Genomic DNA, 12,005 nt, shown 5'->3' with positions numbered 1-12,005 from the left:
ATACATTCATATGATAGGATAGAGAGAGTCAATTTAGGATAAGGATGACACGAATGAAAAAAATCTCATTAAAACAAACATTTGCAGAACAAGTGAAAAAGGGATATCCGCTCATTTCTAAAGATGCTGTATCGCATGTAAACGGTATGAAAGAAGGCGAGCTGATTGAATGGGTGGATGAGCGAGGCACCTTTTTAGGAAAAGGATATTATGGTGTGCAAAATAAAGGGATCGGCTGGGCACTCACCTTTGATGCCAACGAAAAAATAGACCATGCCTTTTTTGTCTCCAAGCTTGAGCAGGCAGCGAAAAGCAGAACGCATTTATTTCATGATGCACAGACGACTGCTTTCCGTGTGTTCAACGGAGAGGGAGATGGCATTGGCGGGCTCACGATTGATCATTATGACGGCTTCTATCTCATCCAGTGGTATAGCGAAGGAGTTTATACATTCAAGGCGGAAGTATTGGCTGCACTTGAGCATGTATATCCAGACTATAAAGGCATTTATGAAAAGAAACGATTTGATACGTCGGGACAGTATATAGAAGATGATGATTTTGTAAAAGGGGAGAAAGGTCAATTTCCTCTCATCGTGAAAGAAAATGGCATGAACGTAGCGGTTTACTTAAATGATGGTGCGATGACAGGCATTTTTCTTGATCAACGTCATGTGAGAAAAGCAATTCGAGATCGTTATGCAAAAGGAAAGACCGTGCTCAATACATTTTCTTACACAGGTGCTTTCTCCGTGGCAGCAGCGCTTGGCGGAGCGAGCAGGACGACAAGTGTAGATGTCGCAAACCGCAGTTTGAAAAAAACATCTGAACAGTTTGAAGTCAACGATATAGTTGTGGACGGGCAGGATATTAAAGTCATGGACGTCTTTAAGTACTTTCCGTTTGCTGCGAAAAAAGGATGGACCTATGATCTTGTCATCTTAGATCCGCCATCCTTTGCACGCACGAAAAAGCACACATTCAGTGCGGCGAAGGATTATAAGAAGCTATTAAAAGAAGCTATCCAAATCACAGCTGAGAACGGCGTCATTGTGGCATCAACGAATAGCAGTGCATTTGGTATGAAGAAATTCAAAGGATTTATTGCGCAGGCCTTTAAAGAATCAGGACAAACCTATCGTATCCTTGAAGAATATACACTTCCTGAGGATTTCCGTACGACGAAGAATTATCCAGAAGGAAATTATTTAAAGGTTGTCTTCATACAAGCATAAGAAAAAAGCCATTTTCCGATAAAGGAAATGGCTTTTTTTATAAGGCAAACGACATGAGGAGAGGTGCTGCACATAATGTAATGATGGCTGAAAGAATCATCGACACACTTGAGATCGTCCCTGAGACGGAGCTCATTTCAAATGCCTTCGATGTTCCTGCCCCGTGTGCCCCAGTACCAAGCAGGACGCCCATGGCAATGTCATTATCAATACGGAAATAACGAATGATCATTGGACCGATGATTGACCCAAACAGTGCGGTTAAAATGACGAATACTGCCGTAACGGACGGCATCCCGCCAATCATTTCTGACACACTCATCGCCACTGGTGTTGTGACCGACCTTGGAACAAGACTTTCAATAAGGCCTGTATCCAAATGAAACAACTTCGCGATAAATGCCGTAGATAGAATCGCAATGACAGAACCGCAAGCCACATTCAAAATAATTTCCACTGCATGCTTCTTCAGAATGTGAAAATACTTATATAAAGGAATGGCAAAAGCAACAGTCGCAGGCTGAAGCATATTCGTGAGCCATTTCCCGCCTTGATTGTATGCATCGTAAGGAATGTTGACGATTAACAGAAAGACGACAAGGACAAGCGGTGTCACAAGTAATGGTGAGACATAGACCTTCGGATGCCGTTTATACACCGCTTTTGATCCGAGATATAAAAGAACCGTTAAGATCAGAAATAGTGCGCCAACTAACATAGCTTTTTCCGCTCCTTTCTTTTCGCAATCATTTGCGTCATGATACCAGTCGAGAGCATGACGACAAAGGTACTCAGTAAGACGACAAGGACAATACTTGTACCAGATTGAGAAATCAATGTTCCATAATCAATGACACCAACGGCTGATGGGATAAAGAATAGCAGCAGTTCTCCGAGCAGCCATACGGCACCAAGTTCAATCCATTTTAATTGAATGATTTTAAAATGAAGTAATAAGAAAATGACCAGAATGCCTAAAATCGTACCCGGTATTCTTAAATGCAAAAAGGCCGCGAGCACATTCATCAATTTCGCAAAAACAAACAAAGCCATAATCTGAAGGACAGCAATCAGCGGCGTTTTGAGCAATTTCACTTTCTGTTCACTCCTTTTTCTATATAAATTGTTCACTGTTTCACAAAAACATGACAACGTTCCAATTGATTAGCTTACTTTAAAGTGTACAGCACGTTCAGTTATAGGTAAAATACATATATCGAATAATTAGTATTCCTTTTGTCTATAGGAAGGGTGAGTCATGTGGACATTAGACATTTAACATATTTCTTAGAAGTGGCGAGGTTAAAAAGCTTCACAAAAGCATCACAATCTCTTTATGTGTCGCAGCCTACCATTTCCAAGATGGTCAAAAATCTCGAGGATGAGCTGGGGGTGCAGTTGTTTTATCGGAATGGCCGGCAGGTTGAAATGACAGATGCTGGACAAACGATGTATACCCAGGCGAGTGAAATCACACAATCATTTCAAAATTTAACGAGCGAGCTAAATGATCTAATGAATGTCAAAAAAGGGCATATTCGCATCGGGCTGCCGCCGATGATTGGATCGAGTTTTTTCCCGAATGTCATGGGGGAATTTCGTCAGCAGTATCCTGATGTCACATTTCAATTAGTGGAGCACGGCTCTATTAAAGTAGAGGAAGGGGTCGAAGATGGTTCGTTAGATATTGGTGTCATTGTTCTGCCTGCAAATGATAAAATCTTTCATACGTACACCATTATTAAAGAGGACATGAAGCTCGTGACGCATCCATCACATCCGATGGCAGGTCGAGATAAGGTTGATTTAGCTGATTTAAAGGAAGAGTCCTTTATTTTCTTTCGAGAAGACTTTGTTCTGCATAGCCGGATATTGAATGAATGTATGAATGCGGGCTTCCGGCCCAATGTCATTTATGAAACGTCTCAATGGGATTTCATTAGTGAGATGGTAGCCGAGAACTTGGGAATTGGCCTTCTGCCTGAGCGGATCTGCCGTGATCTTGATCCTGAAAAGGTGAAAGTCATTTCCTTAAATACGTCGATCCCATGGCATTTAGGAGTCATTTGGCGAAAGGATCGCTATTTGTCGTTTGCGGCAAGAGAATGGTTAAAGCATACGAAATCCTATGTATGGGGAGCAGAGTAAAAGGGAGGACGATACGGATGAAAACAAGCATCGCATCTCATTTATTGGAAAAGGTTCGAGCGGAAAATCCACTTGTTCATAATATCACCAATCAAGTCGTGACGAACTTTACAGCAAATGGTCTGCTTGCTTTAGGCGCTTCGCCGGTCATGGCAAATGCCAAAGAAGAAGTGGCTGAAATGGCGCAATTAGCCGATGCGCTTGTGCTGAACATTGGCACACTGACCAAGGAGACGGTGGAGGCCATGATTCTGGCTGGACAATCTGCCAATAAAAAGGGGATACCTGTTCTATTAGATCCTGTCGGCGTTGGTGCGACGGCGTTTCGAATGAAAGCGGCAAAACAGCTGTTAGAGCAAGTGAACATGACAGTTGTCAGAGGGAACGCTGCAGAAATTGCTCATTTACTTGAAGTGGATGGCTGGGAGTCAAAAGGCGTGGATGCGAAAGCAGCGAACGGAGATGTATCGGCACTAGTCAAACAAGCAGCGAGGACACTTCAGACAGTTGTGGTGATCACAGGGGAAGTCGATGTAGTTTCAAATGGAGAGGACGTGTTGTCTATTCATAATGGACATGAATGGCTCACCAAGGTGACGGGAACCGGCTGTTTACTGACGTCTGTCATCGGGGCATTTTGTGCAGTAGGTGAAAGGCCGCTTCACGCGTCGGCAGCTGCTCTATTATTTTATGGTGTCGCAGCTGAAAAGGCAGCTCAGTACACCCAGAATAAAGGGCCAGGTACGTTTCAAATGGAATTGCTCAATGCACTCTCACACACAACTGGCGATGATGTGTTGTCGATAGGGAAAATAGGGGGAATGTCACATGACAAAGGCTGATCAACAGCAAATCAAACAGCAATTATCGGTTTATTTTATTATGGGAACAGCGAATACAAGCCGGCAACCGCTTGATGTTTTGAAAGAGGCGATTCAAGGCGGGATCACCATGTTTCAATTTCGAGAAAAGGGCGAGGGGGCCTTGCAAGGAGAAGAGAAAAAACAATTGGCTCGCCAACTTCAAGTACTTTGCCAAGAAGCGAATGTTCCTTTTATTGTAAATGATGATGTGCAGCTAGCGATAGATCTTGATGCAGATGGCGTACATGTTGGCCAGGAAGATACAAATGCAGAAGACGTTAGACAAAAAATCGGGAATAAAATATTAGGCGTGTCTACGCATAACCTAGATGAAGTGAAACAAGCCATGAAGGACGGCGCAGATTATGTCGGCATGGGTCCAGTTTATCCAACAGAAACGAAAAAGGATACACGCAGTGTCCAGGGAGTATCATTGATCACTGAAGTGCGTCATCATGGTCTTCATATTCCGATTGTTGGCATCGGGGGTATCACATATGGCAATGCAGCACCAGTCATACAAGCAGGGGCAGATGGTATTAGCATCATCAGCGCCATTAGCCAGAGCGCTGATCCTAAAAAAGCAGCAGAAGAATTGAAAGCACTTGTTGCATCAGAAAAAGTATCACTTTAATCTGGAGGAGACATGGATTGACTCAATTCATGTCTTTTCTGATTTCGGGGAAAATAGACAGGTGAGAAACAATTGTGTACAATCAAATTGTTCGATTATTGTCGAAATGACAGGTAAATAAAGGAGAATGAACAATGGAAGTGCTCGATACGTATTTTCGCCGCTACGATGAAGCTGGAAAAGGGCAGGAGCAAATGGATGAATTGCTCGCATTGTTTTCTGACGATGTCATGATTGTCTTAAATGGTGCAGAGAAGCCTGGGATCCAAGCGTTTACACAGTTTTTAAACACATTTTTCCACGTGCATGAAGACATCAAGCATATGTGGGATGGATGGAAAAAAAGAGAAGACGGAAAGTATGAAACCAACTGGGCCGTTTGTGGAAAACTTTCGGATGGCCGTGTTTATACAGCAGAAGGAATTGATATTGCAGAACTGGACGACAAAGGAAAAATCGTTTATTTAGAAAACGTTCCGAAAAATCCAGAGTTATTTCAGCGCTATTAAATAAAAAGCCGGCTCATCAGCTGGCTTTTTTATTTGTCTAAAGAATATGCCTCAATGGCTTCTTTCGCCGATGTTTCTTTATCAAAAATAAGGTGGCGGCTGTACACCTCACTTAAATGCAGTGGTTCTTGATCTAAGTCATCTACAAGCTCAAAGACATCTAATATGGCTGCTAATTTTATGGTCGTTTGTCCGCCTTCAGCATTATCAAAGGTTTCTTCTGGAAAGCTTTTTTGGATGATATCCTTTACTTTACAATGGTTTTTTGCTCGCACCAAAATGATTCGTTCTTCAAATATTTTATCGGGCATACTGCTTGGTGATGAGATGGATTCGAATAATAACTTGGCAGCATATATTTGACGCATAAGTAATGTCACTTCTTTCTTGCAGTTTTTTTTGTTCAAATGAGAGTTTCTCAACATGTGAAATGATTTCCAGTATGTGTATAAAATGATAACATATGAATGATGTTGTGTAGGAGGATGTTTGAACACACATAAAAAGGAGGTGATAGGGATGAAAAGTGTGATTGATAATAGAGGGGAAGAGCATGAAATTTTGTTGATCCTCGTCACATGCTGCTCTTTGATCACACGTAGAAGGTTTGCCAGATTAGAGAAGTATAAAAATAAGTTAAAAGGTCAATTTATACCTTACTGAAACTTGTTTTTGAGAAGAACACAAAAAGCCGGCTCATCAGCCGGCTCTTCCTTATGAATCAGTATCCATATGCATCCCTGTATGTGCCTTTACTTGTATTTCCGTAAAGGTGTCTTCATCTGCTTTTTCAGAGGAGAAGATCGTGCCTAAGTAAGCGGCAAGGAATCCAAGCGGGATCGAGATAATTCCAGGGTTCGACAGCGGGATGAGCGGGTCTCCTGTAAAGATGGCTGCTCCCGATGGGTCCCAGACGCTTGGGCTGAGCGAGACGATAATCAGTGCGCTCAGCAGTCCTACTAAGCTCCCTGCAATGGCACCCGTAGAATTAAATCGTTTCCAAAAGACAGTGAAGATAATCAATGGTAAATTTGCACTTGCTGCCACTGCGAAGGCAAGTGACACAAGGAAAGCAACGTTTAACGATTGGGCAAATAATGCGAGAATGATAGAAAGAATGGCCACGCCGATGGAAGCAAAGCGTGCCGCTTTTACCTGTTCCCGTTCACTCGCTTTCCCTTTGCGGATGATCTGACTATAAAAGTCATGCGCAAAGGCAGACGCGGCGGATAGGACGAGACCAGTTACCACCGCCAAAATGGTCGCAAAGGCAATAGCGGAAACAAAGGCAAATAGCAAATCTCCTCCAAGGGCTTGGGCGAGCAGTGGAGCGGCCATATTTCCGGCTGCATCTGCTGCTGTGATCGCTTCTGTTCCAACAAAGGCAGCAGCACCGAAGCCAAGGAAAACTGTCATTAGATAAAAAATACCGATGATCCACGTAGCGGATAGAACAGATTTACGCGCAGAAATGGCATCCTTCACCGTATAAAACCGGATCAAAATGTGCGGCAAACCTGCTGTCCCAAGCACTAGAGCAAGGTTCAAAGACAGGGTCTCTAAAGGCACATCATATTTATTTCCCGGGTGAAGAAATGCCCCACCGAGCGGGGTCGCTGTTTTCATCTCCTCAAACATCTTCAGCAGGCTAAAATCAAACTTTGCAAATACAAGCAGTGAAATAATCAGTGTCCCAAGCATGAGAAGTACAGCCTTTGTAATCTGTACCCAGCTGGTTGCGATCATGCCACCAAACACGACATAAATGGTCATCAAGACACCGACGATCAGTACCGCAATCCAGTAATCAATGCCAAGAAGCAGCTTGATTAATGCACCTGCCCCAACAAGCTGTGCAATCATATAAAAAGTAGAGACTGTGATTGTGTTAAACGCAGCAACTCCTCGAATGGCAGGACGCTTAAATCGTGCAGCAATCATATCGGCCATCGTATATTTTCCTAGATTTCGAAGCGGTTCGGCCACAACGTAAAGAACGACAAGATACGCCACTAGAAAGCCAATGCTATAGAAAAAGCCGTCAAATCCATTTAAAGCGATCATTCCAGCGATCCCTAAAAATGAAGCGGCAGACATATAGTCCCCGGCGATGGCAAGGCCGTTCTGAAACCCAGTCAGACCTCCGCCTGCTGTGTAAAAATCGCTCGCATTGCTCGTTTTTTTCGCAGCAAAATACGTGATGACCAATGTGAGCCCTACGATCGCTATGAATAAAATAAAAGCGGTCATGCTCATTCGTCATCACCTCTTGATTCAATTTTTAAAGCGCTTACATATTTGTCGAACTGAGCTGCTTTCCTCGCATAAAGTCCACATAATACCCAGGTCATCACAAATTGTGTGAGGGCGAATAACCACGCCCATGAGATCGCGCCAATTGCCGGCGTGTTCAAAAAGGTGAAGTAGGATGTAGCAACCGGAAGTGAAAAGTAAAAGAGAAAAAAGAAAATCGTCATCGGTACGATAAATCTGCGTTTTTCCTCGAGAAGTTTTCGAAAATCCTCTGAAGCGGCAACCTTCTTATAATGAACTTTTTTGTCTGCCATTGTTTCCTCCTTTGTACGAATTAGGGACAAGGTACTCCAATGCATATGAGACGATCTGGCTGTTTATGACAGTATATCATAAAAAAGGCACCCAAAAAGGGTGCTTTCTATCGATAATTTGCAAGAAATGTTTGTCTCGCTTTTTCATATGCTTTCGCATCAAAATGATCTCCGCATTTGTGGATGCACCAAGGCTCTTCTTGTTTCGCAATGCCAACCTCATAGCCCTGTTGCATGAATTCAAAGGATTGCGAAACATCATAAAAATGAAAGCCATCAAAGAGGTCCTCACGCCACTTCACATCATATTGCGTCGCCATGAAAAGACCATCAATCGCCGAAGCGTTCATATAATCTTGCGTTTCTGCCTGTTGACGACCACTTTCAAACGAAAGCAGCTGATAGGTGTCGTGACGATATTCAATGACTTTCCCCCTGCAATCAGAACTTTCCCACCAGATCCCATTGTCAGGCACGCTTTCTGCACCTATGACCCCAATCATCCCAAGTGATGGATGCTGTAAAAAAAGCGGGATCAACTCAAGCAGCATATGCTGTTTGACAATCAAGGTGTCTTGATGAAGATAAATTTTAAACTGAGCTGGATGAGTGATGGCTTCATTATAAGCAGAGGTCATACTGGATGCATGTCTAATCGGCAAAACCTCCACATGATATCCATGGGGAGCAGGAAGTGAAGCGAGCTGCCGAAAGCAAGCCTGAAACATAGACTCATCATTTACACATAAAACAAACAGGATGGTGGGGTTACTCATGAAGCTGAACCGCCTCAACCACATACTGATAGGCGGTAGCGGCCTCATGAAAATCTGAACGAATGCCATGCTTCATGAGTAATTCATGTAAATCACTCATCACGCTCGCGTAGGTAGGATGCTGTACGCGAATGGTTTCGAGTTCGCGAATACGAAAGCCTGCTGAATGAAACAGTGCATGAATTTCATGAAGAGTGAAGAAACGTAAATGAGTTTGATCCATTAATCCTGCATCTGTATAAGTGAATCTGCCGGCTAATAATTCTAAAACGGTTGATATGTGACCGATATTTGGAATGGATGACAGGATGGCTCCTTCTTTTTTAAGGAAAGGTTTGACCTTCTTTAAAACGGCCCACGGGTCCAATAAATGTTCAAGGACATCTCCAAATATAATGCAGTCAAATTGTTCCTGTTCGTAAGGGAGCGTCATCTGTTCAATATTTCCGCATAGCACATGATCTAGCTCTTGCTCAGCCTCTTTTGCTGCATTCTCAAACGATTCAATTCCATAAATGGTCCGGCCCTTTTGTTTCAGGACTTTTCCAAGCTTGCCTGTGCCGCATCCGATATCCAATAAAGACGTCCATTCCTCACGAATACGGCTGACAATGACCGGGTTCACGCCATGATAATACTGATCCTTTTTTTGGTGATAATAGGAAAGGGAATCTGAACTCACGCTCTACCCACCTTTCTGCTTTCTCATTGTTTTCATGCTTAATATATGGGTGGGGAGCTTGGTTTTATAACGAGAGAAGAACAATTTTTATGAATGGCGGCTAAAAAGGGATCATATAAAGAACGGGAAACGGACTGTCCTCCTAATATAGAAAGACAGAACCCCATGAGTGGAAGGGATTGGTATGAAGGGGTGTTCTACTGTAGCGTATCGTCATGAAAGGATTTTTAAAAGGTCAATTGACAAGTCAGAACTTTTAGCCAAAGCAGTCTGAAAGACAAAGGATAACGGCGTTGATTTACGGTTTGTTTATCATCTTCTGATCACCGTTGGATGTTAAAAAAGCTTGTATTTCTTCGATGGCTAGTCCAATTTTTTTCGCTTCCTGAATCAAATAAACCCACTCTTCGTCAACTCTTCTTTTCACTTGCGTATCCATAATATCCTCCAGTTCAATAAGACATATTCATCTGCAACCAATGACTTGAACAAACCGTCTAGTAACTGTACGTGTGGATGAAAACAGCGCAAAATAGATTTTGTCGAAAAATGATGACATTTAACCTATTTTGTAAAATCTATCACCTACCACGTTCCTAAAAAAATGACTAAAAAACCCATAAATATTGATTTCTTACTTCTAATAATAAACAATTGTAAAGTCAGTTAAAAGATTATAAATTAAAATAATGAAAAAGACCTAAAACATTTGGCTTATATAAACCAATTAGGTGACATATGCCATCGAGTAGAACAAATTTCATCTGTGCAGGACGTACATATTGTTCGTTTGGGAAGTTCTTCTCAAGATGGTATTCTAAAAGAAACAGAAACCACCAAGAAGGAATGAAGAAAGACATGTATAGCCTTTTTCAAAAGTATCAAGAAGTTGTCATGTATCTTGTGATGGGTGTGTGTACAACCATCGTCAACATAGTCAGCTTCTACTTATTCGTTGAGATGTTTTCCATGGATTATAAAACAGCTACAGTTGTTTCATGGGTATTTGCTGTTCTCTTTGCTTATATCACCAATAAGAAGTATGTCTTCAAGCAAAAGGCCCGTGATACGAAAAGCCTTATGCGTGAGCTTTCTTCATTTTTTAGTGTTCGTCTCATGTCTCTAGGTGTAGATCTAGGGCTGATGATTTTATTTGTGACCCAAATGGCGCTCAATGAAACTGTCGCAAAAATTCTTGTCAACTTTGTGATTGTGGTCGTGAATTATGTCGCCAGTAAATGGTTCGTCTTCAAGAAAACAAAAGAAGATGCGATTTAACACATGAAAAAAGATAGGTGATATGAAATGAGCAGCAGGCCAGACGAATTATATGATGTCATATATCAGCAAACAGAAAAGCAGCATGAACAAGTGCTGAGGCTAGTCAAAGAAATGACCGCACATCCAGAAGCGTTTTCGGAACAAGAAAAGGAAAAGATCAACCGAATGGACATTGCGCTTCAAACAGCAACGGACATTTTGGAAAACTTAATGACACCTGACACGCAAATGACCATTGTTTTAAGACAAGGGAGAATTCATGTTGACCTGACGAAAGCGTAAAAGAAGCAGCCAATTGTGAAAGCGGCTGCTTTTTATTATGCATCGCTTGTTTCCCGCAGTTGCTTTGGAGACATGCCGATTTTCTTTCGAAAGACTTTATTCAAGTAATTCGCATTTCTGTAGCCGCACTGTATGGCGATTTCTTCAATCGAGTATTTTGTTGTTTTCAATAACGTTTCCGCCTTTTCTAACCGAATATTGGTTAGATAGTGAATAGGTGTGAAGCCAGTGGCCTTTTTGAATTCCCTCGTAAAATGACTTTTGGATAAACGTGCCGCAGCTGCCATATCGTCCGGGCCAATTTCCTCGTGAAAATGATGGCTGGCAAACAATGCCGCTTGAACGATAGGCTCGGGCCATTTCTCCATTTGTCCCTCAAGCTTTGGCAAATATGAATACAGTTCCATGACAAATTGATAAGCAAGGCTAGACCCCTCAAATGGATTGGTAATCCGTCTTTCACTGGCTTCATCATAAATGGTCTTGAGCAGGCGGATAGGTCTGGAATTCGGATGAAAACGCATGACCTGCTTTCCTTGGTCAATAAATTGGTCAAAGCAAAGATCGCAGGCTTCCCCGTAAAGCGTTAAATAAAGAAATTCCCAATGCTCACTGTCTTCTGGAAAATAATATTGGTAGGCACTTGGGCTTTTCACGAGAAAGGCCTGACCCGGCAATACTTTGAAACGTTTCTCTCCGATTTCAATCATGCCATGTCCAGACAGTGTGAGCTGAAAGATGCACTTGCCCTGATCCTTCCGCTCCACGCCATTCCAGCTATATAACGAAGAAGATTGAACTTCCCAGCCAACAGACCAGATTTGTGCTGGCAATGTCACATCAGAATGGTGAAAACGAAATGCAAATGCTTCTTTCTTCAAATTGGAAACCCTCCTTCACAGCAAAAAACAACCTTTTTCTATTTAGAATCATGTTACACCTCATATCACATCGTACCATTCACAGCAAAAAAAGGGTATTTTTTAACGATTTTTTTACCATTGAACTGATGCTGATGGGACAACTAA

The 12,005-nt window shown here is 42.2% G+C and carries 16 protein-coding genes; 7 read left to right on the top strand and 9 right to left on the bottom strand.

Going from position 1 to position 12,005, the window contains the following annotated elements; translation table 11 throughout:
- The first annotated feature begins 53 nt into the window (after positions 1-53).
- Positions 54-1,235: a class I SAM-dependent rRNA methyltransferase gene (locus tag MHH41_RS17520; protein WP_340866601.1), complete on the top strand. Its 1,182-nt coding sequence runs from the start codon at positions 54-56 to the stop codon at positions 1,233-1,235.
- 37 nt (positions 1,236-1,272) lie between these two features.
- Here the strand turns inward: MHH41_RS17520 and MHH41_RS17515 are convergent, their stop codons facing one another.
- Both MHH41_RS17515 and MHH41_RS17510 read right to left on the bottom strand, forming a co-directional pair.
- Complete coding sequence (locus MHH41_RS17515) at positions 1,273-1,953, bottom strand: CidB/LrgB family autolysis modulator (protein WP_050944523.1); 681 nt, start codon at positions 1,951-1,953, stop codon at positions 1,273-1,275.
- On the bottom strand, positions 1,947-2,330 hold the full coding sequence (locus tag MHH41_RS17510) for a CidA/LrgA family holin-like protein (protein ID WP_003215226.1): 384 nt from the start codon (positions 2,328-2,330) through the stop codon (positions 1,947-1,949). The genes MHH41_RS17515 and MHH41_RS17510 overlap by 7 nt, the downstream gene beginning before the upstream one ends.
- A gap of 165 nt (positions 2,331-2,495) precedes the next feature.
- Here MHH41_RS17510 and cidR point away from each other — a divergent pair, with 165 nt between their 5' ends.
- The 4 genes from cidR (at position 2,496) to MHH41_RS17490 (ending at position 5,389) form a co-directional block, all read left to right on the top strand.
- Positions 2,496-3,383, top strand: a complete 888-nt coding sequence (gene cidR, locus MHH41_RS17505) for a cidABC operon transcriptional activator CidR (protein WP_003214744.1) — start codon at positions 2,496-2,498, stop codon at positions 3,381-3,383.
- A gap of 17 nt (positions 3,384-3,400) precedes the next feature.
- Positions 3,401-4,225 carry a hydroxyethylthiazole kinase gene (thiM, locus tag MHH41_RS17500; RefSeq protein ID WP_284907484.1) on the top strand — a complete coding sequence of 275 codons (825 nt, stop codon included), beginning with the start codon at positions 3,401-3,403 and terminating at the stop codon, positions 4,223-4,225.
- A complete protein-coding gene (gene thiE, locus MHH41_RS17495) occupies positions 4,212-4,880 on the top strand; it encodes a thiamine phosphate synthase (protein ID WP_106066009.1) in 669 nt (222 codons plus the stop codon). The genes thiM and thiE overlap by 14 nt, the downstream gene beginning before the upstream one ends.
- 134 nt (positions 4,881-5,014) lie before the next feature.
- Entirely contained in the window at positions 5,015-5,389 is a 375-nt protein-coding gene (locus MHH41_RS17490) for a nuclear transport factor 2 family protein (protein WP_060597556.1), read from the top strand.
- 29 nt (positions 5,390-5,418) lie between these two features.
- On the opposite strand, the gene MHH41_RS17485 is transcribed toward MHH41_RS17490, so the two are convergent.
- The 6 genes from MHH41_RS17485 to MHH41_RS17460 all read right to left on the bottom strand — a co-directional run bounded on the left by MHH41_RS17485 (position 5,419) and on the right by MHH41_RS17460 (position 9,853).
- Positions 5,419-5,757 carry a DUF4288 domain-containing protein gene (locus tag MHH41_RS17485; RefSeq protein WP_251190642.1) on the bottom strand — a complete coding sequence of 113 codons (339 nt, stop codon included), beginning with the start codon at positions 5,755-5,757 and terminating at the stop codon, positions 5,419-5,421.
- A 346-nt stretch (positions 5,758-6,103) separates the two neighbouring features.
- Positions 6,104-7,645 (bottom strand): solute symporter family protein, encoded by a 1,542-nt coding sequence (locus MHH41_RS17480; protein ID WP_003214799.1) that lies wholly within the window; start codon positions 7,643-7,645, stop codon positions 6,104-6,106.
- A complete protein-coding gene (locus tag MHH41_RS17475) occupies positions 7,642-7,956 on the bottom strand; it encodes a DUF485 domain-containing protein (protein ID WP_003215154.1) in 315 nt (104 codons plus the stop codon). Before MHH41_RS17475 ends, MHH41_RS17480 begins: the two co-directional genes overlap by 4 nt.
- Positions 7,957-8,063: 107 nt before the next feature.
- A complete protein-coding gene (locus tag MHH41_RS17470) occupies positions 8,064-8,732 on the bottom strand; it encodes a glycosyltransferase family protein (RefSeq protein ID WP_340866600.1) in 669 nt (222 codons plus the stop codon).
- Positions 8,725-9,414 carry a class I SAM-dependent methyltransferase gene (locus MHH41_RS17465; protein WP_050944517.1) on the bottom strand — a complete coding sequence of 230 codons (690 nt, stop codon included), beginning with the start codon at positions 9,412-9,414 and terminating at the stop codon, positions 8,725-8,727. The genes MHH41_RS17470 and MHH41_RS17465 overlap by 8 nt, the downstream gene beginning before the upstream one ends.
- Positions 9,415-9,712: 298 nt before the next feature.
- Positions 9,713-9,853 (bottom strand): anti-repressor SinI family protein, encoded by a 141-nt coding sequence (locus MHH41_RS17460; protein WP_003215413.1) that lies wholly within the window; start codon positions 9,851-9,853, stop codon positions 9,713-9,715.
- Between the two features lie 455 nt (positions 9,854-10,308).
- On the opposite strand from MHH41_RS17460, the gene MHH41_RS17455 reads away from it, so the two are divergent.
- The gene (locus tag MHH41_RS17455; RefSeq protein ID WP_034620336.1) at positions 10,309-10,692 is read left to right on the top strand and encodes a GtrA family protein; all 384 of its coding nucleotides are present in this window, start codon (positions 10,309-10,311) and stop codon (positions 10,690-10,692) included.
- Positions 10,693-10,719: 27 nt separating this feature from the next.
- On the top strand, positions 10,720-10,977 hold the full coding sequence (locus MHH41_RS17450; RefSeq protein ID WP_003215318.1) for a hypothetical protein: 258 nt from the start codon (positions 10,720-10,722) through the stop codon (positions 10,975-10,977).
- 35 nt (positions 10,978-11,012) lie between these two features.
- On the opposite strand, the gene MHH41_RS17445 is transcribed toward MHH41_RS17450, so the two are convergent.
- Complete coding sequence (locus MHH41_RS17445) at positions 11,013-11,858, bottom strand: AraC family transcriptional regulator (RefSeq protein ID WP_003214606.1); 846 nt, start codon at positions 11,856-11,858, stop codon at positions 11,013-11,015.
- Positions 11,859-12,005 lie beyond the last annotated feature (147 nt).

Origin of the sequence: Bacillus sp. FSL K6-1145, assembly GCF_038003425.1 — a bacterium.
GTDB classification, from domain to species: domain Bacteria; phylum Bacillota; class Bacilli; order Bacillales; family Bacillaceae; genus Bacillus; species Bacillus pumilus.
This window is presented reverse-complemented; position numbering and strand designations above follow the sequence as displayed.

Bases quoted from the DNA above. Each gene is read 5' to 3' on its own strand.
- MHH41_RS17520 (WP_340866601.1), top strand. From the start codon at position 54: ATGAAAAAAATCTCATTAAAACAAACATTTGCAGAACAAGTGAAAAAG.
- MHH41_RS17515 (WP_050944523.1), bottom strand. From the start codon at position 1,953: ATGTTAGTTGGCGCACTATTTCTGATCTTAACGGTTCTTTTATATCTC.
- thiM (WP_284907484.1), top strand. From the start codon at position 3,401: ATGAAAACAAGCATCGCATCTCATTTATTGGAAAAGGTTCGAGCGGAA.
- thiE (WP_106066009.1), top strand. From the start codon at position 4,212: ATGACAAAGGCTGATCAACAGCAAATCAAACAGCAATTATCGGTTTAT.
- MHH41_RS17490 (WP_060597556.1), top strand. From the start codon at position 5,015: ATGGAAGTGCTCGATACGTATTTTCGCCGCTACGATGAAGCTGGAAAA.
- MHH41_RS17485 (WP_251190642.1), bottom strand. From the start codon at position 5,757: ATGCGTCAAATATATGCTGCCAAGTTATTATTCGAATCCATCTCATCA.
- MHH41_RS17480 (WP_003214799.1), bottom strand. From the start codon at position 7,645: ATGAGCATGACCGCTTTTATTTTATTCATAGCGATCGTAGGGCTCACA.
- MHH41_RS17475 (WP_003215154.1), bottom strand. From the start codon at position 7,956: ATGGCAGACAAAAAAGTTCATTATAAGAAGGTTGCCGCTTCAGAGGAT.
- MHH41_RS17470 (WP_340866600.1), bottom strand. From the start codon at position 8,732: ATGAGTAACCCCACCATCCTGTTTGTTTTATGTGTAAATGATGAGTCT.
- MHH41_RS17460 (WP_003215413.1), bottom strand. From the start codon at position 9,853: ATGGATACGCAAGTGAAAAGAAGAGTTGACGAAGAGTGGGTTTATTTG.
- MHH41_RS17455 (WP_034620336.1), top strand. From the start codon at position 10,309: ATGTATCTTGTGATGGGTGTGTGTACAACCATCGTCAACATAGTCAGC.
- MHH41_RS17450 (WP_003215318.1), top strand. From the start codon at position 10,720: ATGAGCAGCAGGCCAGACGAATTATATGATGTCATATATCAGCAAACA.